This window comes from Streptomyces sp. NPDC013187 (assembly GCF_042899705.1).
Classification (GTDB): domain Bacteria; phylum Actinomycetota; class Actinomycetes; order Streptomycetales; family Streptomycetaceae; genus Streptomyces; species Streptomyces hawaiiensis_A.
On sequence record NZ_JBIBAF010000005.1, the window covers coordinates 179,842 to 201,915 of the forward strand.

Below are 22,074 nucleotides of genomic sequence, written 5' to 3' on the forward strand. Positions count from 1 at the left end.
GCCAAAGCAACGGAATAGTTGCCTGGACATACAAGGTTCAGATTCCACGTAACCCGACGCTCCCCGGCCTGGAGGCCCTCCTCAATGACGCAGACGACGACAGACCGCCCCGCCGGCAGAGCGAGCGGGGCCGTGGTCCCGGTGCTCGCCTTCGCGGGCATCGTTGTCGCGGTGATGCAGACCCTGCTCGTCCCGGTGATCAAGGATCTGCCGCAACTGCTGGACACCGCCCCCAGCAACGCCACCTGGGTCCTCACCTCGACCCTCCTCTCGGGCGCGGTGGCCACCCCGATCATGGGCCGCCTCGGCGACCTCTTCGGCAAGCGCCGCATGCTGATCCTGAGCCTGGCCGTGATGGTCGTCGGCGCCCTGGTCAGCGCGCTCACCAGCGATCTGCTGCTCATGATCGCCGGCCGTACGCTGCAGGGCTTCGCGATGGGCGCCATCCCGCTCGGCATCGGCCTGATGCGCGACATGCTGCCCCGGGAGAAACTCGGCTCGGCGATGGCGCTGATGAGCTCCTCGATAGGCGTCGGCGGCGGCCTCGCCCTGCCCGCCGCCGCCCTGGTCGCCCAGCACAGCGACTGGCACGCCCTCTACTACGGCGCCGCCGGCCTCGGCCTGATCGCGATCGCCCTCACCCTCCTCGTCGTACCGGAGTCCCCGATGCGCGCCGAGGGCTCCTTCGACCTGCCGGGCGCGCTCGGCCTGTCCGCCGGGCTCGTGCTGTTCCTGCTGCCGATCACCAAGGGCAGCGACTGGGGCTGGACCTCCGGCACCACCCTCGGCCTGTTCGGCGCCTCGGCGGTCGTGCTCGTGCTGTGGGGCGTGATGGAGCTGCGCCTGAAGGCCCCGCTGGTCGACCTGCGCACCACGGCCCGCCCGGCGGTGCTCTTCACCAACCTCGCCTCGATCATGGTCGGCGTCTCGTTCTACGTCGTCTCCCTGGTCCTGCCGCAGCTGCTCCAGCTGCCGGAGTCCACCGGCTACGGCCTCGGCCAGTCGATGGTCGTCGCGGGTCTGCTCGTGGCGCCGCTCGGCCTGACGATGATGTTCACGGCGCCCGTCTACGCCCGGCTGTCCGCGAAGTACGGCCCCAAGTTCACCCTGATCCTCGGCCTGCTGATCATCGCGATCGGCTACGGCGCCGGCCTCGGCCTGATGAGCGCCGCCTGGCAGAGCCTGGTCATCTCGGTCCTGCTGGGCGCGGGCATCGGCCTCGCCTACTCCTCGCTGCCCGCGCTGATCGTGGGCGCCGTCCCGGCCTCGGAGACGGGTGCGGCCAACGGCCTCAACACCCTGATGCGCTCCATCGGCACGTCGGTGTCGAGCGCCGTGATCGGCATGGTGCTGGCCGACACCGCGAACAACGTCGGCGGCGTCGAGATCCCGACCATGCACGGCTTCCGGGTCTCCTTCCTGATCGCGACGGGCGCGGTGGCCGTGGGCCTGCTCCTGGCGCTGTTCCTGCCGGGCCGGCGTCCGTCGAACAAGCCGCAGCTGCGCGCGAGCAGCGAGGAGGACGCGGCGCTGGAGCGTGCCGAGCAGGTGCTGCGCGGCTTCCGCGGCCGGGTGCTGGGCGCCGACGGCTCCCCCGTCGCCCGCGCCAAGGTCACGCTGATCGACCGCCGCGGCCGTCAGGCCGGCGCGACGCTCTCCGCCGAGGACGGCAGCTACGCGCTCACCGTCCCCGACCGGGGCTCCTACGTCGTGGCCGCCCGCGCCACGGGCCACGGTCCGCTCGCCTCGTCCGCGACCCACGCGGGCGACGAGCGCCCGGTCGACCTGGACCTGTCGCTGCCGGGCGAGACGGTCTCCGCCTGACCCGCCCCCGCCCCGACTACTCACCGGTACCCCCTGTCGTCCCCTCGGCAGGGGGTACGGCACGATGGCGCCCTGACCGTCGTACGACCGAGAGGAACCCCATGCCCGCGGCGCCGAAGCCCGAGATCCTGGCCGCGTTCGAGGCGGCGAAGGGGTTCATGCCCGCCGGTGAGGGCCTGGCGCTGTACGCGGCGGCCGTGGAGGCCGGGCGGCTCGGGCTGCCGCTGCTGGAGGTCGGCACCTACTGCGGCCGGTCCACGATCCTGCTCGCCGACGCGGCCCGCGCGGCCGGGGTCAGCGCGCTCACGGTCGACCACCACCGCGGCAGCGAGGAGCAGCAGCCGGGCTGGGACTACCACGACCCCGAGACGGTCGACCCCGAGATCGGCCTGATGGACACGCTGCCCACGTTCCGCCGCACGCTCCACCGGGCGGGCCTGGAGGAGCACGTGGTGGCGCTGGTCGGGCGTTCCCCGCAGATCGCCGCGTTCTGGCGGACGCCGCTGGGGTTCGTCTTCATCGACGGCGGCCACACCGACGAGCACGCCGGCGCCGACTACGAGGGCTGGGCGCCGCACGTGGCGGAGGGCGGTCTGCTGCTCATCCACGACGTCTTCCCCGACCCTCAGGACGAGTTCACCGGCCAGGCCCCCTACCGCGTCTACCTCCGCGCCCTCGCCTCCGGCGCGTTCACCGAGGTCTCGGCGACGGACTCGCTGCGGGTGCTGCGGCGCACGGGCCCGGGCATCTGACGCACGGCGCTTCCTCCGGCGGCTGGGCGGGTGAACTGCGCCCTCCGCACCCCCGCCCGGTCGGCCCACCGGCGGCGTGGCGCGTCGGCGGGTGACCGTCGCTGCCCAAGGATCCGGGCGCGTGGCACACACCTTCGAAGAGCTCGTGGAGAAGCAGCGCGCGGCGGACGAGGCGTACGCCCGCGTGCGTCACCTCCAGGACGCGTACGGGCCGCCCACCCAGACCAAGTGGAGCGACCAGCAGACCACCACCTGGGAGACGGCCTGGCGTGCCTGGCGCGATCTCGCCCGGGACGTCCAGGCGGCGGTGACCGGGTACGCGAAGCAGGAGGGCACACCGCGTCAGGAGGTGGAAGCACGGGTGAAGGAGGCGGTACGGCACGGGGACGACGGCGGGAACGGGGCGTAGCACCACCCGGCGGGCCCTCCTCGGCCCGCCGCCCCCACCGCCGGCCGCTAGGGTGGCAGGCGTGTCGTACGTAGGCCCGGACTTCGAACCTCCCCAGCCCCGCCGCCCCCGCCGCGGCCCCCTGACCGTCGCGCTCGCCGCGCTGGTGCCGGGGGCGCTGCTCGGCTGGCTGGTGTACGAGACGGTGGGCGGCTCCGGGGACGACGGGGGTTCGGGGCGGGCGAGCGTGCGGTCCTCCTCGCCGGCCGCGTCGAGCGCGCCCTCCGACGACGCCAAGGAGCCGAGCGCCTCACCGGAGGCCACCGCCACGCCCTCGGCCTCCGCACCCGCCGCCTCCGGCCCGCTCAAGGGCAAGGTCGTCGTGATCGACCCGGGCCACAACCCGGGCAACTTCCAGCACGCGTCCGAGATCAACCGCAAGGTGGACATCGGGACGAACTCGAAGGAGTGCGACACCACGGGCACGTCCACCAACGACGGTTACACCGAGGCGAAGTTCACGCTGGACGTGGCGCACCGGATGCGCACGCTGCTGGAGAAGCAGGGCGCCACGGTGAAGCTGACGCAGGACGGCGACCGGCCGTTCGGGCCGTGCGTGGACGAGCGGGCCCGGATCGGCAACCAGGCGAAGGCCGACGCCGTCGTCTCGATCCACGCGGACGGCTCGGGCGCCGGCAACCGCGGCTTCCATGTGATCCTGCCCGGCGCGGTCCACGCGGGCGCCGCGGACACCCGGGCGATCGTCGGCCCGTCCCGCGATCTCGGCGAGCGCGTCGCGGGCCGCTTCGTGGCGGTCACCGGCAGCGCGCCCTCCAACTACGTCGGCGACGGCGGCGGTCTCGTCACGCGTAAGGACCTGGGCGGTCTCAATCTGTCAACGGTTCCCAAGGTGTTCATCGAGTGCGGCAACATGCGCGATAGCAAGGACGCGGCGTTGCTCACCAGCGGCGCGTGGCGACAGAAGGCGGCGCAAGGGATCTCCGAGGGAATCGTGAGTTTTCTGCGCGGGTAGTCCCGGACCGGCAGATCCCGGCGGACACCCTGACCTGGCGGACGATAGGGTCCTCCTTACGATGAGGGGCCACCCCCACGCTTCACACCGAGTCCGGACGGCGGCATGGTGACAGCGACGCCTCTACCGACGATGAGACGACCTACGAAGGACCTGAAGTGAATATCCGCTCCCTCACTCGGGGCGACGGCGTGGTGATCGGAGCAGCGGTATTGCTGTTGATCGCGTCGTTCCTCGACCTCTACTCGTTCGACAATGTCCCGGACAGCGTCGACCTCCCCAGCCTGTGGGGAAGCGGTCCGGTCGTGTTCGGCGTCGTACTGGCGGGGATCATCGGCGCCGCACTCGTCGTCGTCTCCCACGGCCTGCCGCAGGCCCCGAAGGTCGCGGGGATCGAGCTCGGCCAGTTCGGCGCCGCCTTCACGGTGTTCGCCGCGTGGAGCGCGCTCGGCAACATCTTCGACGTGACCGGCGGCTACGACAACATCGAGGGGACCAACAGCGACTTCCTCCCGAGCCCCGGCATCGGCATGATCCTCGCCCTCGTGGCGACGCTGCTGATGGCCGCCGCCGCCCTCGCCACCCCCCTCGTCCCGGCTCTCAAGGGTGCCCTGGTCCCGGCCCCCCGCCCGGCCGCCCCGCAGCCCTACGGCGCCCAGCCCCCCGGTGGTTACGGCTACCCGGGCGCACAGCAGCCCGGTGGCTACGGCCAGCCGCAGCCGGGTCAGCCGTACGGCGGCCAGCCCCAGCCCCAGCAGGCCCAGGCGCCGCAGCCGCCGGCCGGGGACTTCTCCCCGTTCTGGTTCGCGGTGCCGGTGCCGCGGCCGCTGTTCGCGGAGGACGGCTCGCCCACGCCGATCGCCGAACTCGCCCCGGGCACCTGGTACCTGGCCGTCGAGCAGCGCGGCGCGGCCCTGGTCGCCCAGACGCAGGACGGCCGCCGCGGTGTCCTGCAGGACACGTCGGGCATCCAGCGCGGCTGAGCCCGCAGCGCCTCTCGGCCCCTCGCCCTTCCGGGCGGGGGGCCGTTGTCGTACAGTCGGCGTCCCCGTCAGCTGACGTACCGTCAGGAGGCAGGCATGCGGCTCGGTCTCGCGCTCGGCTACTGGGGCCGCGGCCCCTCTTTTGACCACGTGCGCCTCGCTCAGGAGGCCGAGCGGCTCGGCTACGACTCGGTCTGGACGGCGGAGTCCTGGGGCTCGGACGCGTTCACCCCGCTCACCTGGATCGCGGCCCACACCTCCCGCATCCGCCTCGGCACGGCGGTCGCGCAGATGGCGGCCCGCTCGCCCACCACGACCGCGATGCACGCCCTCACCCTGGACCACCTGTCCGGCGGCCGGATGATGCTGGGCCTCGGTCTCTCCGGCCCGCAGGTCGTCGAGGGCTGGTACGGCCGCCCGTTCCCCGCCTCGCCGCTCACCGCCACCCGCGAGTACGTCGACGTCCTGCGGCAGGTGCTGCGCCGCGAGGCCCCCGTCGAACTGGCGGGCCGCTTCCACTCCCACCCCTACCGGGGCCCGGACGCCACGGGCCTCGGCAAGCCCCTGAAACCGATCACGCATCCGCTGCGCCCGGACCTGCCGATCCTGCTCGGCGCGGAGGGTCCGAAGAACGTCGCCCAGACGACCCGGATCGCCGACGGCTGGCTGCCGCTGTACTGGGCGCCGACCCGGCCGGAGGTCTACGGCCCGGCCCTGGCGGAGCTGCCGGAAGGTTTCCTGGTCGCGCCCATGGCCCGGGCCCGGGTCTGCGACGACGTCGCCGAGGGCCTGCTGCCCGTCAAGGCGATGCTCGGCTTCTACATCGGCGGCATGGGCCACGCGGCCCGCAACTTCCACGCCGATCTGATGGCCCGCATGGGCTACGAGGCCGAGGCCCGCCGCATCCAGGAGCTGTTCCTCTCCGGCCGCCGGGAGGAGGCCGTGCTGGCGGTCCCCGACGCCTTCGCCGACGAGATCTCCCTGGTCGGCCCGCGCGAACGGATCGCCGAGCGGCTGGAGTCGTGGCGCAAGGGCCCGGTGACGGACCTCCTCGTGCTCAGTCCGGACCCGCACACGCTGCGGGTCCTCGCCGAGTTGAACTCCTGAGCGAATCCCCGGGTTTCATCCAGAGTTCAAGGGCAATCCGGAAGGTATGTCCCCTCGATATCGCAACGGTGCGACTCAAGCCGGCACGATCGTGGCGGTCGTGGCCGACATCATGGCCCTCATCCTGGGTCTCTGGATCCTCATGTACCTGCTGGACGCCAACCCCGGCAACTCGTTCGTCCAGTTCATCCACGACGCGGCCCGCTGGCTCGCCGGCTGGTCGCACGACCTGTTCACGTTCGACGAGGCATGGGCCCGAGTGGTCTGCGGCTACGGCCTGGCAGCGGTGGTGTACCTGCTCATCGGCCACGCCATCGCCAACCGCGTTTCACATCGGCACTGAGAACGCCTTCAGGGGCTCGCCTCAGGGGCGCGGGGAACTGCGCGAGCAACCACACACAACCCGCACCCGCGAAACCAGGCGAGCCCCCGGGCCCTCAGGCGCAGCAGTCCGACTCGAGCCCGACAGGCAAGTCCGCACCACCGAAGACCTGACACGTCGCCTCGTGCCCGCCCAGCGCGGCCACCGCCAGCAACACCGACCCCGCGGTCCACGTCGTCAACTCCCGCGGCCAGATCGCGTCGTCGTCGAAGACGTACCCGGTCCAGTAGAGCCCGCTCTCCGGATCACGCAGGTGCTGGATCGACTGCAGGATCTCCAACGCCCGGTCGGACTCCCCCATCGCCCACAGCGCGAGCGCGAGTTCGGCCGACTCCCCACCCGTCACCCACGGGTTGGGCACCACGCACCGCACGCCCAGCCCGGGGACGACGAACCGGTCCCAGTCCTCCTCGATGCGGGCCTTGGCCTCCGCGCCGGTCAGCGCACCGCCGAGCACCGGGTAGTACCAGTCCATCGAGTACCGGTTCTTGTCGAGGAACCGCTCGGGGTGATGGCGTATGGCGTGCCGCAGCGCGCCCGCCGCCAACTCCCAGTCCGGTTGGGCCTCTTCCCGCTGCTCGGCGATGGCGAGAGCGCAGCGCAGCGCGTGGTGGACGGAGGAGCTTCCCGTCAGCAGGGCGTCCGCCGTCCCCGTGCCGTCGTCGTCGCGCCGCCAGCCGATCTCCCCGCCGGGCTGCTGCAGGCGCAGCACGAACTCCACCGCCGCGTACACCGCCGGCCACATCCGGTCCAGGAACGCGTCGTCCCCGGTGGAGAGGTAGTGGTGCCAGACGCCGACGGCTATGTAGGCGACGAAGTTGGTCTCCCGGCCCCGGTCGGTGACCGCGTCGAACTCGCCGTCGGTGTAGGCCGCGTACCAGGAGCCGTCCTCGTTCTGGTGCCGGGCCAGCCACAGGTAGGCCCGCTCGGCGGCCTCGTGCTCGCCGGCGGTGTCCAGGGCCATGGCCGCCTCGACGTGGTCCCACGGGTCGAGGTGGTGCCCCCGGAACCACGGGATCGCACCGTCCTCGCGCTGCACGGCGAGGATGCCGGCGACGGTCGCGGCGGCCTCCTCCGCGGTGAGGACCCCGGGCAGGACCAGATGTTCCGTCCGGGGAGTGGTCACGTGGCGTCCGCCCCGGTGTCGGCCAGACGCGGCAGGTGCGGCTTGGTCGCGTACGCCACGAAGCTCTTGCCGATCAGCGGGTTCAGCGCCTGCTCGGCGACCCGGGTGGCCAGCGGCTTCTTCATGATGTCCCAGACGAGCAGCTTGTGGTACGCCCGCACCGGCAGCGCCTTGTCGTTGTCGACGCCGAACGCGCACTTGAGCCACCAGTAGGGCGAGTGCAGGGCGTGGGCGTGGTGCGTGCCGTAGGGCTCCAGGCCGGCCTCGCGGATCTTCTCCAGCAGTTCGTCCGCCTTGTAGATGCGGATGTGGCCGCCCTCGACCTCGTGGTAGGCGTCGGAGAGGCTCCAGCAGACCTTCTCGGGACCGTAGCGCGGGACGGTGACGGCGATGCGCCCTCCGGGCTTGAGCACCCGCACCATCTCCGCGAGGACGCCCTTGTCGTCCGGGATGTGCTCCATCACCTCGGAGATGATCACGACGTCGAAGGACTCGTCGGGGAAGGGCAGCGCGAGGGCGTCGCCCTCCATCGCCGTGGCGGTGGCGCCCTCGGGGGCCTCACCGGCCTCCTTCATCGCCGCGAACCACTTCGCGACCTCGCGGATCTCCTCCGCGTTCTGGTCCAGCGCCACGACCTGCGCGCCGCGCCGGTAACACTCGAACGCGTGCCGCCCGGCCCCGCAGCCGAGGTCCAGGACCCGGTCCCCCGGGGCGAGCGGGAACCGGGAGAAGTCGACGGTCAGCACGTGGCCCTGCTTTCGGAGTTGACGCCTTCTACATCTGCCGGGGCTGCGGAGACAGCACCTGCCGTGACTGCGGGGGCTGCGGAGACAGCACCCGCCGTGTCTGCGGGGGCTGTGGGGACAGCACTTGTCGTGGGGCCTGAACGGCCGGAAACCCGCTGCACGTCGTGGACCCCGGCCCGGTCGATCGCCTCGCGGTAGCGGGCCACCGTGCCCTCCGCCGCCCTGGCCCAGGTGAAGTGCCGGAGCACGCGCTCGCGTCCGGCCGTGCCGAGGCGGGCGCGCAGGTCCGCGTCGGACAGCAGGCGGACCAGGCCTGCGGCCAGGGCGTCCGCGTCGCCCGGCGGTACCGCCAGGCATGTCTCCCCGTCGCGGCCGGCGACCTCGGGTATGGCACCGCCGGTCGTGGCGAGCAGGGGCGTGCCGGTCGCCATGGCCTCGGCGGCCGGGAGCGAGAAACCCTCGTAGAGCGACGGGACGCAGGCGACCTGGGCCGAGCGCACGAGGTCGACGAGTTCCGCGTCGGAGATGCCCTTGACGAACTCGACGGCACCGGCGAGGCCGTACCGCTCCATCGCCTGGGCGACCGGTCCTTCGGTGGGCCGCTTGCCTACGACGACGAGATGGGCGCCGGGGTGCTCGGTGCGTACCTTGGCCAGCGCCTCGACCAGATGCACCAGGCCCTTCAGCGGCACGTCCGCGCTGGACGTCGTCACGATGCGGCCCGGCACGACGGGCACCGAGGGATCCGGCGAGAACAGGTCGGTGTCGGCGCCGATGTGGACCACGTGGATGCGGTCCCGCCGGACTCCGAGGTGGTCGACGATCTCCTGCTGCGACGTGCCGGACACGGTGAGCACGGAGGGCAGGCGGCGCGCGACGCGCTTCTGCATGCGCGTGAAGGCGTACCAGCGCCGCACCGACAGGCGCCGCTTCCGTCCGTCCGCCGCGTCCAGCTCCAACTGCCGGTCGACGGTGATGGGGTGGTGGATGGTCGTCACCAGGGGGGCGCCGACATCGCCCAGCAGGCCGTAGCCGAGGGTCTGGTTGTCGTGCACGACGTCGAACTCACCGCGGCGGGCGCGCAGATGGCGGCGGGCGCGCAGCGAGAACGTCAGCGGTTCCGGGAAGCCACCCGTCCACATCGTCGCGACTTCCAGCGCGTCGATCCAGTCGCGGTACTCGCCGCGTCCGGGCGTGCGGAAAGGATCCGGCTGGCGGTACAGGTCGAGGCTGGGCAGCTCGGTGAGGCTCAGCCCGTCGTGGCCCTCGTCGAGGACGGGGTACGGCTGGGCGCCGATGACCTCGACCCGATGGCCGAGGCGGGCCAGCTCGCGCGAGAGGTGCCGGACGTAGACGCCCTGGCCGCCGCAGAACGGGTTCCCTTTATAGGTGAGGAGCGCGATGTTGAGCGGTCGCAAGCCGTCGGCAGCGGGGGCCTGTGGAGCCCCGGCCTCCCTGGCCTCAGCGGTCACTCTGGGCCCCCTTCTCCCTGCACTGTCCCGCGAGATTACGCCGGGACGCTAATCTAGAACAAGTTTCAGACTTGATCGTTCGGAGGCTCTGAATCTACCGGCAGGTAAGGGTGCTGTGAGCAGTGGATCAGGTGATTCACGCCACGGCCGGCACCGTGCCATGCTGTGTGATCACTCGTCCTCACGGACGGTCACGGAACGGGACCGACACATGCCCGCAGAAGCCAAGGTGAGCGCCAAGGTGAACAAGCCGGCCAAGGTGGAAGCCAGAGCGGCAGCCCCCGCCTCCCCGCCCCTCACGGAGCGGCAGGAGGCCCGCCGTCGCCGCATCCTGCACGCGAGTGCGCAGCTGGCCAGCCGGGGCGGCTTCGACGCCGTGCAGATGCGGGAGGTCGCGGAGTCCTCCCAGGTGGCACTCGGCACGCTGTACCGCTACTTCCCTTCCAAGATCCACCTGCTGGTCGCCACCATGCAGGACCAGTTGGAGCACATGCACGGCACGCTGCGGAAGAAGCCGCCGCAGGGCGAGACGGCGGCCGAGCGGGTCGCGGAGACGCTGATGCGGGCCTTTCGGGCGTTGCAGCGCGAGCCGCATCTGGCCGATGCGATGGTCCGCGCGCTGACGTTCGCCGACCGCAGCGTGAGCCCTGAGGTCGACCAGGTCTCCCGTCAGACGACGGCGATCATCCTGGACGCGATGGGCCAGGAGAACCCCACTCCCGAGCAGCTCTCGGCGGTCCGGGTCATCGAGCACACCTGGCACTCGGCACTGATCACCTGGCTGTCCGGCCGGGCCTCGATCGCCCAGGTGAAGATCGACATCGAGACGGTGTGCCGCCTGATCGACCTGACGGCGCCGACCGCCCCGTAGGGACGCCGCGGGCCCCGGACGCGCGAAGGACCTACGAGACGGGTTCCCTTCGCCGGCATGGTCCGGATCAGGTGATGGGGGTCGCCTTCCGGTCGCCCGGCCTTTCGGCCCTGCGCCCTTCCGGCCTCTCAGCCCTACCGTCGCAGTCGGCACCCGCGGAAGCCGGAACTTCACTTCCCGCCGACGTCGGCTACTCCGGTCGGACTCCCTCACTCGCCTCGTAGGCCGATTTCCAGGATAGAACGCCCACGGAGGAAAGAAACCCCCTCAACCATGATTTTCCGGGCACGTTTCTCCTTGCGCCCGGGCCCTACTCCTCCGGCGGGAACACCGCCTCCCCGCTGTCCCTCAGGGTGATCACGATCGCCTCCGCCGGGCAGCACTCCGCCGCCTCCAGCACCCGCTCGTTCGCGTCCATGTCCGGGGCCGCCGGACGGGACTGGCGGGCGGCGTCGAGGCGGAAGCCGTCCGGCGCGTGGTGGAGGCACTGCGCGGAGCCGATGCACAGGGAGCGGTCGACCTCGACGCGCCAGCGGTCGCCCATCGCTACCCCTGTGCCGGGAGGTGGATCATCTTGTGCTCCAGGTACTCGCCGTACCCCTCGGGCCCGAACTCCCGCCCCAGGCCCGAGTTCTTGTAGCCGCCGAAGGGGCCCAGCATGTCCAGGCTGAAGGTGTTGACGGAGTACGTGCCCGTGCGGACCTGCCGGGCGATGTCGATGCCGTGCTCGACGTCCGCCGTCCACACGCTGCCGCTCAGCCCGTAGTCGGAGTCGTTGGCGATCTTCACGGCGTCGGACTCGTCGTCGTAGGGCAGCAGGCAGATCACCGGGCCGAAGATCTCCTCGCGGGCGATGCGCATGGAGTTGTCGACGTCGCCGAAGAGGGTCGGCTCGACGTACCAGCCGCGGTCCAGGCCGGCCGGGCGTCCGCCGCCGGTGAGGATCTTGGCGCCCTCCTCCTGGCCGATGCGGATGTAGTCGAGGTTGCGCTGCTGCTGCCGCCGGGCCACCAACGGGCCCACCTGGGTCGCCGGGTCCAGCGGGTCGCCGACCGTCAGGGCGCCCGCCGCGGCGGCGAGGGCGTCGGCGAACTCGTCGTAGCGGGAGCGCGGCAGGAGGATGCGGGTCTGGGCCACACAGGCCTGGCCGTTGTTCATCCAGGCCGCCGGGGCGATGCCCGCCACGGCCGTCCCGACGTCCGCGTCGGGCAGCACGACGGCGGCGGACTTGCCGCCCAGTTCGAGTGTCACGCGGGTGAGGTTGCGCGCGGCGACCTCCATCACGCGCTTGCCGGCCGCGACCGACCCGGTGAAGGACACCTTGTCGACGCCGGGGTGCCCGACCAGGTACTCGCTGACGTCCCGGTCGGCGGGCAGGATCGACAGCACGCCCTCCGGCAGCCCGGCCTCGCGGGCGATCTCGCCGAGCAGGTAGGCGTCGAGCGGCGACTCGGGCGAGGGCTTGAGGACTACCGTGCAGCCGGTGAGCAGGGCGGGGGCGAGCTTGGCGGCGGCGACGAACTGCGGGACGTTCCAGGGGACCACGGCGGCCACGACCCCGACGGGCTCGCGACGTACGAGGATCCTGCCCAGGACGCCGTCGCGCCGCTCCTCGTGGGTGAAGTTCCGGGCGACGGTGATCGCCGAGTCCCAGACCATCACCGCGCCGAGGGCCTGGGCGAGGACGCTCCAGGAGTACGGCGAGCCGTTCTGGGCGGAGATCAGGCGGGCGATCTCGTCGTGCCGGACGGCGATGGCGTCCTTGATCCGGCCGACGACCTCGATGCGCTCGTCGAGGCTCATGCGTGGCCAGGGCCCCTCGTCGAACGCCCGCCGGGCCGCCGCCACGGCCCGGTCCACATCCGCCGTCGAGGCGTGCGGGACGCGTCCGATGACCTCCTCGGTGTGCGGCGAGATCACCTCGATGACGTCCTGGCCCAAGGGGTCGGTCAACTCCCCGCCGATGAACAGCTGTCCGTGTTCCACGAGCTCGGTCATGGCCGACTGCCTCCCCGGGAGCATTCTCTGACGGTGCATCAGATATGCCCACTGATACCAGCCCCGCCCCGAGGAGTCCACGGACCGCGCAGCACCGGGGACCCCCCATTGGAACCCGTTCTAGTTATAGTGACGGGGAGCCGGCGACGGGGGAGCCCATGACACAGGTGACCGATCACGGCGGAGGCGTCCGGTCCCTGAGGGTCCCGATCCCGGACAACCCGCTCGGCCACACGCTGGTGTACGTCGTCGACACCGACCGCGGCCCGGTGCTGATCGACACCGGCTGGGACGACCCGGAGTCCTGGGACACCCTCGCGGAGGGCCTCACGGCCTGCGGCACCTCGGTCGCCGAGATCCACGGCGTGGTCGTCACCCACCACCACCCGGACCACCACGGCTTGTCCGGCCGGGTCCGTCAGGCGTCGGGCGCCTGGATCGCGATGCACGCGGCGGACACCGCGGTCGTACGGCGGACCCGGGCGGCCCGTCCCGAGCACTGGTTCACGTACATGGCGGCCAAGCTCGCCGCGGCCGGCGCTCCCGAGGAGCACATCGCCCCGCTGCGGGCGCCCCGGCCCCGCGCCCTGCCCGGCCTCTCCCCCGCGCTGCCCGACCGCGACATCGTCCCCGGCGAACTCCTGGCGCTGCCCGGCCGCCGGCTGCGCGCGATCTGGACCCCGGGGCACACGCCCGGCCATGTCTGCCTCCACCTCGAAGAGGCCCACCCCTCACAACTCCCCGGCCGCGGACGCCTGTTCTCCGGCGACCACCTGCTCCCCGGGATCAGCCCGCACATCGGCCTCTACGAGGATCCCGAGGACAGTGGGGGTCCCCCCTGCTCGAGCGAAGCCGAGAGCTCGGGGGACGTCACCGACCCCCTGGGCGACTACCTCGACTCCCTGGAACGCGTCGGCCGTCTGGCCCCCGCCGAGATCCTCCCGGCCCACCAGCACCCCTTCTCCGACGCCGCGACCCGGGTACGGGAGCTGCTGACCCACCACGAGTCCCGCCTCACCGACCTGCTGACCCTGCTCGCCGGGCCCCTCACCCCCTGGCAGCTCGCCGAACGCATGGAGTGGAACCGCCCCTGGGCCGAGATCCCGTACGGCTCACGCACCATCGCGGTGTCCGAGGCCGAGGCGCACCTGCGGCGACTGGTGAAGCTGGGGCGGGCGGAGGCGGTGCCGGGGAGCGAACCGGTGATGTACGTGGCGGTGTGAGGACGGGGTCTCAGAGCGCGGTCCGCGAGGCGCTTGCGTCGCCGGACGGCCCGCCCGGGTGCTACGAAACCCTCATGTGACCCCACAGCCCCGCTGGACCCCATGGAACGCCTGGGAACGCTTGCTCGCCGAACGCGTTCCACCGGGCCGGCGACGGGGCCTGGCTGCTCGCCTCAGGACCCTCCACCTTCCCTTCCGCGGACCCACACCACGCCCGAATGTGCCCGCGTCACAAGGCCCTTGACGTTGTCGGGCACCCCCTAGGATGGTCGGAAGCAACGCTCGCACCGGGAGAGACGCCCATGGGCACCGACGAAGCCGCACGCACGACGACCGGCAGCGGGGTCCTGGACGGCGGGTGCGCCGGGCCCATGGTGCCGCGGCTGGCCCTGGGCGCCCGGCTGCGCGGGCTGCGGGAGGAGCGGGGTATCGGCCGGGCGGACGCGGGGCATGTCATCCGCGCCTCCTCCTCCAAGATCAGCCGGATGGAGGCGGGCCGCCACGGCTTCAAACTGCGCGACGTCGCCGATCTGCTGACCCTCTACGGCGTCACGGACGAGGCCGAGCGCGCCACCCTGCTGGCGCTGGCCGAGCAGGCCAACACCCCCGCCTGGTGGCGGTCGTACAGCGATGTCGTGCCCGTCTGGACGCAGACCTACCTCGGAGCCGAACAGGCGGCGAGTGTCATCCGCTGCTTCCGGGTCCAGCGCGTCCCCGGCCTGCTGCAGACCGCCGACTACGCGCGGGCCGCCGTCCGGCTCACGCACCCCGGCGCCGGCGCGGCGGAGACCGACCGCCGGGTCGCCCTGCGGATGGCCCGCCAGCGGATCCTGCACCGGGAGCCGGCGACCCGGCTGTGGGCCGTGATCGACGAGGCGGCGCTGCGTCGCCCCGTGGGCGGAGTCCGCGTGATGCGGGAGCAGCTCAGGTATCTCATCGAGAGCTGCCGGCTGCCGCACGTCACGGTGCAGATCCTGCCGTTCACCACCGGCGCGCACGCCGCGGAGGGCGGTCCTGTCACCATCCTGCGGCTGCCCGGGGGGCAGTTGCCCGACGTGGTCTACCTGGAGCAGCTCACCGGCGCCCTCTACCCCGACCGGCCGGCCGAGATCGAGTGCTACTGGGACGCGATGAACCGGCTGGTGGTCGAAGCCGAGTCACCCGACGAGACTCCGACCATCCTGCACCGCATCCTTCAGGAGACCTGACAGCTCAGTCCTGACGGCTCAGACCTTGACGGCTCACACCTGACGGCTCAGTCCTGACGGCTCAGCCCTGACGGCTCAGTTCTTGCGGGCGACGCCGCCGTACTGGTGCACCTCGGCCGGCAGGCCCAGGGCCGCCGCGTCGGGACGCCAGCGCGAGCAGGACGCCACCCCCGGATCGAGCAGCTCCAGACCCTCGAAGTAACGCGCGATCTGCTCGGGGCTGCGCAGGATGTACGGAATCGAACCGCCGTCGTTGTAGGTCTGGATGGCCCGGACGTAGTCCTCGCTGGTGTCGGTGGAGTCGTACTGCACCAGGTAGCTGCCGTGGGGCAGGGCGTCCACCAGCCGCCGGACGATCGAGCGGGCCTCCTCGTGGTCCTCGATGTGGCCCAGGATGCCCATCAGCATGAGGGCGACGGGCTGGTCGAAGTCGAGTGTCTTCGCGGCTTCCCGGACGATGGTGTCGGGCTCACGCAGGTCGGCGTCCACGTAGTTGGTGACGCCTTCCGGGGTGCTGGTGAGCAGGGCGCGGGCGTGGGCCAGCACCAGCGGGTCGTTGTCGACGTAGACGATGCGGCTCTCCGGCGCCACCCGCTGGGCGATCTGGTGGGTGTTGTCCACGTTGGGCAGGCCGGTGCCGATGTCCAGGAACTGGCGGATGCCCTCTTCGGCGGCCAGGTGGCGCACGGCGCGGGCGAGGAAGTAACGGGCGGCACGGGCACCGGTCTCGATCCCGGGGAACACCTCGCGGAACGCGTCACCGGCGACCCGGTCGACTTCGTAGTTGTCCTTGCCGCCCAGCCAGTAGTTCCAGATCCGGGCCGAGTGCGGCACCGAGGTGTCGATCTTGGGGAACGGCTCCTGCTCGGAGTTCTCCACCGGGTCGGTCATGGACGCTCCTGCCTGTGGTCGGGGAGCCCACGTTAGCCGGTCTGCCCCCGAAGGAGGAGCAACTCCCTGTCGGCTCCCGGCAGTTCGCCTCCGCCCCACTCGCGATCGGGCTCGCGCCCTGACGACGTGAGGCCTCGGTCAATGCCGGGCGGGTGAGCGGGGAGGGGCCGGCGTGCAGGTTGCGCAGCAGCCGGGCGAGGCCCGGGCCCGCCTCCGCCTCGTCCGGGGCGCCCCCGCGGCACCCTCTCGGCCCGTTTCCTACGTGCGGGTACAGTAAGCGGGTCGTCATCACACCGTACGGGGGGAAGCCGGTGCAATTCCGGCGCTGAGCCTTCCCCAAGCTCTCGACTTCGCTCGAGCGGGGGAGGCCCCTATCGTGACCGCCGTGGCAGGCGGAAGCCGGATCGCTTCGTACGGTTCGTGACCGGCTCGCGTGCCCGGCAGCCCGCCGGTGCGCGGCACCGTCGAGGTATACGGAGCCGAGCCGCCCGGGGGTGTCCCGCGCTGCCCGGCTCCCCCACAGGGAGAGGCACCCGCCGATCATGAACGTCCGCCGCAGCGCAGCGGTCCTGGCCGCCGTCGCCGTGATCGGCGCCGCCACACCGGCCGCCGCCGCCCCGTCCCCGTCGCCCTCCCAGGCGTTCCCCTCAGCCCTGTACGGCGACAGCGACCCGAAGTACGACGGGGTCTGGCGGCAGTCCCTCGCGCTGCTCGCGCAGGACACGGTGGGGGTGAAGCCGGCGGCGAAGTCCGTGCAGTGGCTGGCACGTCAGCAGTGCGCGGACGGCTCCTTCGCCTCGTACCGCCCCGACCCGGCCACCGCGTGCGACGCCAAGACCATGCGGGACACCAACGCCACGTCCGCCGCCGTCCAGGCCCTGACCGCGCTCGGCGGGCACGACGACGTCACCGGCAAGGCCGTCGACTGGCTGAAGTCCGTCCAGAACAAGGACGGCGGCTGGGGCTACTCGCCCGGCGGTGCCAGTGACACCAACTCGACGTCGATCGTCATAGGCGCGCTCGCCGCCACGGGAGAGAAGCCCGGTCAGGTCGAGAAGGACGGCAAGTCGCCCTACGACGCGCTGCTGAAGCTCGCCCTGCCCTGCGGCGGGGACGACGGCGGCGCCTTCGCGTTCCAGCCGGACAAGAAGGGCGAGCTCGCCGCCAACGCGGACGCCACGGCCGCCGGTGTGCTGGGCGCGCTGGGCAAGGGCATGGTGGTCAGGCCCGCCGAGACGGCCGGTGAGAAGTCCGGCGGGACGTCCGGCGCGAGCTGCGCGAAGGCGGGGACGCCGGAGCAGGCCGCGGCCAACGGGGCCGCCTACCTCACCACCGCTCTCGCCAAGGGCGACGGGCATCTCATGTCCGCCCTGGCCGGTGCCGAGCCCCAGCCCGACTACGGCAACACCGCCGACACGGTCGTCGCGCTCGCCGCGCTGGGTGAGACCGCGCAGGCCGAGAAGTCGGTGCGCCGATTGGAGAAGACCTCCGCGTCCTGGGCCGCCCGGAGCGGTCCGGCCGCCTACGCCCAGCTGATCCTCGCGGCCCACGCGACGGGCACGAACCCGCGCGAATTCGGCGGCGCGGACCTCGTGAAGCAGCTCAACGCCACGGGCCCGGCCCCGCAGTCCGCCGGGAAGACCGCCGCGAAGACCACGGCCTCGGACGAGAAGGAGGGGTCCGGCCCGGACTTCTTCGGGGTCTGGTGGTACGTCGGCGTCTGCCTGGTCGCCGGCATCGGCATCGGCTTCCTCTTCACCGGCCGCAAGAAGCAGCAGCAGCTGTGATCCGCCGGGCCCTTCTCCTCCTCCTGGTCCCGCTCCTGCTGTGCGCGGGCGCGGGCCAGGCCCAAGCCGCCGGTTACCGGTACTGGTCGTTCTGGGAGCGCGACGCGGGCCACTGGGTGTACGCCACCCAGGGCCCGTCCCTGGCCCGCCCCTCGGACGGCGACGTCCAGGGCTTCCGCTTCGCGGTGAGCGAGGACTCCGCGGACGCGGCCCGGCCGCGCGGCAAGGCCGACTTCGCGACGATCTGCGCGAAGACGCCCGCGCGGGACGGCGGCAAGCGAGTGGCCCTGGTCCTCGACTTCGGCACACCCTCGGACGCCCCGGCGGGCGAAACCCCGCCCGCCACCCGCACGGCCTGCGCCCGGGTCTCCCCCGACGCGACCACGGCCGAGGCCCTGGCATCGGTCGCCAAGCCACTGCGCTACGACACCGACGCCCTGCTGTGCGCGATCTCGGGCTACCCGGAGAAGGGCTGCGGCGAACAGGTCTCCAAGGAGCAGCAGGAGCGGCCTGCTGCGGAGAAGAACTCCCCTTCGGACGGCGGGCCGTCGCTCGGACTGCTCGCGGGTATCGCCGTGGTCGTGGTCCTGGGCGGCGCGGCGGTCTGGCAGGTACGACGGCGTGGCTAGCCGTCCCGCCCGGCCTGCGGGCCGTCGTGCCGGCACTCCGGAGCGCCGGGTCGCGCAGCCGCCCCGGCCGGGGGGGCAACGCCGGGCACAACTGCACCCGGGAGCCTGGTGGCTCTGGTCCCTCTCCCTCGGCACCGCCGCCACCCGCACCACCAACCCCCTGCTCCTCTCGCTCCTCATCTCGGTCTCCGCCTACGTCGTGGCGACCCGCCGCCCCGACACCCCCTGGTCCCGCTCCTACGGCGCCTTCGTCAAACTCGCCCTCGCGGTGATCCTGATCCGCCTCGTCTTCGCGATCGTCCTCGGCTCCCCCGTCCCGGGCACGCACACCCTCCTCACGCTGCCCGAACTTCCCCTCCCCTCCTGGGCCCAGGGCATCCGCCTCGGCGGCGATGTGACCGCGGAGGCCCTCACCTTCGCCCTCTACGACGGGCTGAGACTGGCCACGCTCCTCATCTGCGTCGGCGCCGCGAACGCCCTCGCCAACCCCTCCCGCCTCCTGAAGTCCCTGCCGGGCGCCCTGTACGAGATGGGCGTCGCGGTCGTCGTCGCCCTCACCTTCGCCCCGAACCTCATCGCCGACGTCCAGCGCCTGCGCGCCGCCCGCCGTCTGCGCGGCCGCCCGGACAGCGGCATCAGGGGCCTGCTGCAGGTGGGGCTCCCGGTCCTGGAGGGCGCGCTGGAGCGCTCGGTCTCCCTCGCCGCCGCGATGGACGCCCGCGGCTACGGCCGTACCGCCCAGGTGCCGCCCGCCGTACGCCGTACCACCGCCGCCCTCACCCTCGGCGGTCTGCTGGGCGTCTGCGCGGGAACGTACGGCCTGCTCACGGCCGAAGGCGCCGGATACGGCTTCCCCGTGCTCCTCGCGGGTCTCACCGCCGCCCTCGCGGGCCTCAAACTCGGCGGCCGCCGGTCCCTCCGCACCCGCTACCGCCCGGACCGCTGGGACGTGCGCGCCTGGCTGGTCGTCGGCTCCGGCGTCGCGGTCGCGGCCCTGCTCGCCCTCGCCGCGGCCCGCGACCCCGCGGCCCTGCACCCGGGCGTGGTCCCGCTGGTCGCCCCCACCCTCCCCCTCTGGCCGGCCGCGGCCGTACTCCTCGGCCTGCTGCCCGCGTTCGTCGCCCCCGACCCCCAGGAGCCGTCGTGATCCGCTTCGAGGATGTCTCCGTGACCTACGACGGGGCCACCGGACCCACCGTGCGGGGCATCGACTTCGAGGTCCCGGAAGGCGAACTCGTCCTGCTGGCCGGCCCGTCCGGCGTGGGCAAGTCCACGGTCCTGGGCGCGGTCAGCGGACTCGTCCCGCACTTCACCGGCGGCACCCTGCGCGGCCGGGTCACGGTCGCCGGCCGTGACACCCGCACCCACAAGCCGCGCGAACTGGCCGACATCGTAGGCACGGTGGGCCAGGACCCGCTCTCGCACTTCGTCACCGACACCGTCGAGGACGAACTCGCCTACGGCATGGAGTCGCTGGGTCTCGCCCCGGACGTGATGCGCCGCCGGGTCGAGGAGACGCTCGACCTGCTCGGCCTCGCCGACCTGCGTGATCGCCCGATCGCCACCCTCTCCGGCGGCCAGCAGCAGCGCGTCGCGATCGGCTCGGTCCTCACCCCGCACCCGAGCGTCCTGGTCCTGGACGAGCCGACCTCCGCGCTCGACCCGGCAGCCGCCGAGGAGGTGCTGGCCGTCCTCCAGCGGCTCGTCCACGACCTCGGCACGACGGTCCTCATGGCCGAGCACCGCCTGGAACGCGTCATCCAGTACGCCGACCAGGTCGTCCTCCTGCCCGGCCCGGGCGCCGCCCCGGTCCTCGGCCCCCCGGCCGAGGTGATGGCCGTGTCCCCGGTGTACCCACCGGTGGTGGCCCTGGGCCGCCTGGCGGACTGGACCCCCCTCCCCCTGACGGTCCGCGACGCCCGCCGCCGGGCAGGAGATCTGAAGCAACAGTTGGAAAACGCCGCCCCCAAGGGGCGCGGGGAACTGCGCGATCAGCCACGAACGACCCGCACCCGCCAACACTCCGCACACCCCACACCCGTAGGCGACGTACGGGCCCTCTCGGTGACCCGCGGCCGCGTCCAAGCCCTCAGCCACATCGACCTCACCGTCACCCCCGGCGAGACCATCGCCCTCATGGGCCGCAACGGCGCCGGGAAATCCACCCTCCTCAACGCCCTGGTCGGCCTCGTCAAGCCCAGCTCCGGAACCGTCCGCCTCGGCGAAGCCACACCCCACCGCACCACCCCGAAGGACCTCGTCCGCAAGGTCGGCCTGGTCCCCCAGGAGCCCCGCGACCTGCTCTGCGCCGACACGGTCGCCGCCGAGTGCGCGGCCGCCGACAGGGACGCGGGCGCAGCCCCCGGCACCTGCCGGGCCCTGGTCACCGAGCTGCTGCCCGGCGTCACCGACGGCACCCACCCCCGGGACCTGTCGGAGGGGCAGCGGCTCGCACTGGCCCTGGCCGTGGTGCTGACCGCCCGGCCGCCACTGCTCCTGCTGGACGAGCCGACCCGGGGCCTGGACTACGCGGCGAAGGCCCGGCTGGTGGCGGTGCTGCGCGCGCTGGCCGCCGAGGGGCACGCCATCGTCCTGGCCACGCACGATGTTGAACTCGCGGCCGAGATCGCCCACCGGGTGGTGCTGCTCGCCGAGGGCGAGGTGATCGCGGACGGCCCGACGGCCGACATCGTGGTGTCCTCGCCGTCCTTCGCACCGCAGGTCACCAAGATCCTGGCGCCCCAGCACTGGCTCACGGTCAGCCAGGTCCGCGCGGCCCTGCACCCCGAGGCCGGCTGATGGACACCCCGACGAAGCCCCAGCGACAGGCCCGGGCCGTCCGCCTCGGCCCTCGCTCCCTCGCCGCCCTGGCCCTGGTCAGCGCGGTAGGCGTGGCCGGTTTCGGCTGGCCCTTCCTCACCCCGCCCACCTCGCGGATCAGCGCGCACGCGCAGGACGCGCCCTGGCTCTTCGCCGGCCTGCTGGTGCTGCTCGTGGCGGTGGTGGCCGCGGCGATCTCGGAGTCCGGTCTCGGTCCGAAGGCGGTCGCGATGCTCGGCGTGCTGGCCGCGACGGGGGCGGCCCTGCGGCCGATCGGCGCCGGTACCGCCGGGATCGAGCCGATGTTCTTCCTGATGGTGCTGAGCGGTCGGGTCCTCGGCCCGGGCTTCGGATTCGTCCTCGGCTCGGTGACGATGTTCGCGTCCGCGCTGCTCACGGGCGGTGTGGGCCCGTGGCTGCCGTTCCAGATGCTGGCGATGGGCTGGTTCGCGATGGGCGCGGGCCTGCTCCCGGGCCCGGACCGGCTGCGCGGCCGGGCGGAGCTCGTGCTGCTCGCGTCCTACGGCTTCCTCGCCGCCTTCGCCTACGGCACGGTGATGAACTTGGCCGGCTGGCCCTTCATGAGCGCCCTCGCCTCGAACGTCGCCTTCGACCCGCACGCGGCGGTCGCCGCCAACCTGGCCCGATTCCTCACGTACTGCCTGGCCACCTCGCTGGGCTGGGACCTGGGCCGGGCTGTCGTCACGGTCGTCCTGACTCTCACCCTCGGCCCCGCGGTCCTGCGGGCGCTGCGCCGCGCCACCCGCCGGGCGGCCTTCGAGACGCCGGTCACGTTCGACGCGCCACGGACGTGAAGCCCCCCACATGACCCCC

21 protein-coding genes are annotated in these 22,074 nt (G+C 72.6%); 15 read left to right on the top strand and 6 right to left on the bottom strand.

Annotation, left to right across the window (positions count from 1 at the left end; translation table 11 throughout):
* Positions 1-84: 84 nt before the first annotated feature.
* From ACFY5B_RS12040 to ACFY5B_RS12070, 7 genes are all read left to right on the top strand, one after another.
* Entirely contained in the window at positions 85-1,824 is a 1,740-nt protein-coding gene (locus ACFY5B_RS12040; protein ID WP_389968014.1) for an MFS transporter, read from the top strand.
* Between the two features lie 101 nt (positions 1,825-1,925).
* Positions 1,926-2,576 (top strand): class I SAM-dependent methyltransferase, encoded by a 651-nt coding sequence (locus ACFY5B_RS12045; protein ID WP_389968016.1) that lies wholly within the window; start codon positions 1,926-1,928, stop codon positions 2,574-2,576.
* A 121-nt stretch (positions 2,577-2,697) separates the two neighbouring features.
* Positions 2,698-2,985 (top strand): hypothetical protein, encoded by a 288-nt coding sequence (locus ACFY5B_RS12050; protein ID WP_344457569.1) that lies wholly within the window; start codon positions 2,698-2,700, stop codon positions 2,983-2,985.
* Positions 2,986-3,046: 61 nt separating this feature from the next.
* A complete protein-coding gene (locus tag ACFY5B_RS12055; RefSeq protein ID WP_389968018.1) occupies positions 3,047-3,997 on the top strand; it encodes an N-acetylmuramoyl-L-alanine amidase in 951 nt (316 codons plus the stop codon).
* A 158-nt stretch (positions 3,998-4,155) separates the two neighbouring features.
* Entirely contained in the window at positions 4,156-4,980 is an 825-nt protein-coding gene (locus ACFY5B_RS12060) for a hypothetical protein (protein ID WP_389968020.1), read from the top strand.
* 96 nt (positions 4,981-5,076) lie between these two features.
* Positions 5,077-6,087 carry an LLM class F420-dependent oxidoreductase gene (locus tag ACFY5B_RS12065; RefSeq protein ID WP_389968022.1) on the top strand — a complete coding sequence of 337 codons (1,011 nt, stop codon included), beginning with the start codon at positions 5,077-5,079 and terminating at the stop codon, positions 6,085-6,087.
* Between the two features lie 46 nt (positions 6,088-6,133).
* The gene (locus ACFY5B_RS12070; RefSeq protein WP_104786724.1) at positions 6,134-6,430 is read left to right on the top strand and encodes a hypothetical protein; all 297 of its coding nucleotides are present in this window, start codon (positions 6,134-6,136) and stop codon (positions 6,428-6,430) included.
* A gap of 94 nt (positions 6,431-6,524) precedes the next feature.
* On the opposite strand, the gene ACFY5B_RS12075 is transcribed toward ACFY5B_RS12070, so the two are convergent.
* Genes ACFY5B_RS12075 through ACFY5B_RS12085 form a run of 3 tightly spaced genes read right to left on the bottom strand, consistent with a single transcriptional unit; the run spans position 6,525 to position 9,813 of the window.
* Positions 6,525-7,595 (bottom strand): prenyltransferase/squalene oxidase repeat-containing protein, encoded by a 1,071-nt coding sequence (locus ACFY5B_RS12075; RefSeq protein ID WP_389968024.1) that lies wholly within the window; start codon positions 7,593-7,595, stop codon positions 6,525-6,527.
* Positions 7,592-8,341, bottom strand: coding sequence for a class I SAM-dependent methyltransferase (locus ACFY5B_RS12080; RefSeq protein WP_053672097.1), 750 nt, complete (start codon positions 8,339-8,341; stop codon positions 7,592-7,594). Before ACFY5B_RS12080 ends, ACFY5B_RS12075 begins: the two co-directional genes overlap by 4 nt.
* Positions 8,335-9,813, bottom strand: a complete 1,479-nt coding sequence (locus tag ACFY5B_RS12085) for a glycosyltransferase family 4 protein (RefSeq protein ID WP_389968026.1) — start codon at positions 9,811-9,813, stop codon at positions 8,335-8,337. The genes ACFY5B_RS12080 and ACFY5B_RS12085 overlap by 7 nt, the downstream gene beginning before the upstream one ends.
* 211 nt (positions 9,814-10,024) lie before the next feature.
* On the opposite strand from ACFY5B_RS12085, the gene ACFY5B_RS12090 reads away from it, so the two are divergent.
* Positions 10,025-10,684, top strand: a complete 660-nt coding sequence (locus ACFY5B_RS12090) for a TetR family transcriptional regulator (protein WP_351627915.1) — start codon at positions 10,025-10,027, stop codon at positions 10,682-10,684.
* Positions 10,685-10,994: 310 nt separating this feature from the next.
* On the opposite strand, the gene ACFY5B_RS12095 is transcribed toward ACFY5B_RS12090, so the two are convergent.
* Both ACFY5B_RS12095 and ACFY5B_RS12100 read right to left on the bottom strand, forming a co-directional pair.
* Complete coding sequence (locus ACFY5B_RS12095) at positions 10,995-11,228, bottom strand: ferredoxin (RefSeq protein WP_104786736.1); 234 nt, start codon at positions 11,226-11,228, stop codon at positions 10,995-10,997.
* Between the two features lie 2 nt (positions 11,229-11,230).
* Positions 11,231-12,682: an aldehyde dehydrogenase gene (locus ACFY5B_RS12100; protein WP_389968029.1), complete on the bottom strand. Its 1,452-nt coding sequence runs from the start codon at positions 12,680-12,682 to the stop codon at positions 11,231-11,233.
* Between the two features lie 158 nt (positions 12,683-12,840).
* Here ACFY5B_RS12100 and ACFY5B_RS12105 point away from each other — a divergent pair, with 158 nt between their 5' ends.
* Together ACFY5B_RS12105 and ACFY5B_RS12110 are read left to right on the top strand one after the other, a co-directional pair.
* Entirely contained in the window at positions 12,841-13,905 is a 1,065-nt protein-coding gene (locus ACFY5B_RS12105; RefSeq protein ID WP_389968031.1) for an MBL fold metallo-hydrolase, read from the top strand.
* Between the two features lie 302 nt (positions 13,906-14,207).
* Positions 14,208-15,113 carry a helix-turn-helix domain-containing protein gene (locus ACFY5B_RS12110; protein ID WP_389968033.1) on the top strand — a complete coding sequence of 302 codons (906 nt, stop codon included), beginning with the start codon at positions 14,208-14,210 and terminating at the stop codon, positions 15,111-15,113.
* A gap of 75 nt (positions 15,114-15,188) precedes the next feature.
* Here ACFY5B_RS12110 and ACFY5B_RS12115 read toward each other — a convergent pair whose 3' ends face one another.
* Positions 15,189-16,004 (bottom strand): SAM-dependent methyltransferase, encoded by an 816-nt coding sequence (locus ACFY5B_RS12115; RefSeq protein WP_389968035.1) that lies wholly within the window; start codon positions 16,002-16,004, stop codon positions 15,189-15,191.
* Between the two features lie 542 nt (positions 16,005-16,546).
* On the opposite strand from ACFY5B_RS12115, the gene ACFY5B_RS12120 reads away from it, so the two are divergent.
* From ACFY5B_RS12120 to ACFY5B_RS12140, 5 genes are read left to right on the top strand one after another with little or no spacing between them, the layout of a single operon-like run.
* Complete coding sequence (locus tag ACFY5B_RS12120) at positions 16,547-17,791, top strand: prenyltransferase/squalene oxidase repeat-containing protein (RefSeq protein ID WP_389968037.1); 1,245 nt, start codon at positions 16,547-16,549, stop codon at positions 17,789-17,791.
* Positions 17,788-18,420 (top strand): SCO2322 family protein, encoded by a 633-nt coding sequence (locus ACFY5B_RS12125; RefSeq protein WP_389968039.1) that lies wholly within the window; start codon positions 17,788-17,790, stop codon positions 18,418-18,420. Before ACFY5B_RS12120 ends, ACFY5B_RS12125 begins: the two co-directional genes overlap by 4 nt.
* Positions 18,413-19,567, top strand: a complete 1,155-nt coding sequence (locus tag ACFY5B_RS12130; RefSeq protein WP_389968041.1) for an energy-coupling factor transporter transmembrane component T — start codon at positions 18,413-18,415, stop codon at positions 19,565-19,567. The genes ACFY5B_RS12125 and ACFY5B_RS12130 overlap by 8 nt, the downstream gene beginning before the upstream one ends.
* Positions 19,564-21,219: an ABC transporter ATP-binding protein gene (locus ACFY5B_RS12135; RefSeq protein ID WP_389968043.1), complete on the top strand. Its 1,656-nt coding sequence runs from the start codon at positions 19,564-19,566 to the stop codon at positions 21,217-21,219. The genes ACFY5B_RS12130 and ACFY5B_RS12135 overlap by 4 nt, the downstream gene beginning before the upstream one ends.
* Positions 21,219-22,055: an ECF transporter S component gene (locus ACFY5B_RS12140; protein ID WP_389968045.1), complete on the top strand. Its 837-nt coding sequence runs from the start codon at positions 21,219-21,221 to the stop codon at positions 22,053-22,055. The genes ACFY5B_RS12135 and ACFY5B_RS12140 overlap by 1 nt, the downstream gene beginning before the upstream one ends.
* The last annotated feature ends 19 nt before the right edge of the window (positions 22,056-22,074 follow it).

Coding starts and splice junctions, on each gene's coding strand:
- ACFY5B_RS12040 (WP_389968014.1), top strand. CDS start 85: ATGACGCAGACGACGACAGACCGCCCCGCCGGCAGAGCGAGCGGGGCC.
- ACFY5B_RS12045 (WP_389968016.1), top strand. CDS start 1,926: ATGCCCGCGGCGCCGAAGCCCGAGATCCTGGCCGCGTTCGAGGCGGCG.
- ACFY5B_RS12065 (WP_389968022.1), top strand. CDS start 5,077: ATGCGGCTCGGTCTCGCGCTCGGCTACTGGGGCCGCGGCCCCTCTTTT.
- ACFY5B_RS12070 (WP_104786724.1), top strand. CDS start 6,134: ATGTCCCCTCGATATCGCAACGGTGCGACTCAAGCCGGCACGATCGTG.
- ACFY5B_RS12090 (WP_351627915.1), top strand. CDS start 10,025: ATGCCCGCAGAAGCCAAGGTGAGCGCCAAGGTGAACAAGCCGGCCAAG.
- ACFY5B_RS12095 (WP_104786736.1), bottom strand. CDS start 11,228: ATGGGCGACCGCTGGCGCGTCGAGGTCGACCGCTCCCTGTGCATCGGC.
- ACFY5B_RS12100 (WP_389968029.1), bottom strand. CDS start 12,682: ATGACCGAGCTCGTGGAACACGGACAGCTGTTCATCGGCGGGGAGTTG.
- ACFY5B_RS12105 (WP_389968031.1), top strand. CDS start 12,841: ATGACACAGGTGACCGATCACGGCGGAGGCGTCCGGTCCCTGAGGGTC.
- ACFY5B_RS12110 (WP_389968033.1), top strand. CDS start 14,208: ATGGGCACCGACGAAGCCGCACGCACGACGACCGGCAGCGGGGTCCTG.
- ACFY5B_RS12115 (WP_389968035.1), bottom strand. CDS start 16,004: ATGACCGACCCGGTGGAGAACTCCGAGCAGGAGCCGTTCCCCAAGATC.
- ACFY5B_RS12120 (WP_389968037.1), top strand. CDS start 16,547: ATGAACGTCCGCCGCAGCGCAGCGGTCCTGGCCGCCGTCGCCGTGATC.
- ACFY5B_RS12140 (WP_389968045.1), top strand. CDS start 21,219: ATGGACACCCCGACGAAGCCCCAGCGACAGGCCCGGGCCGTCCGCCTC.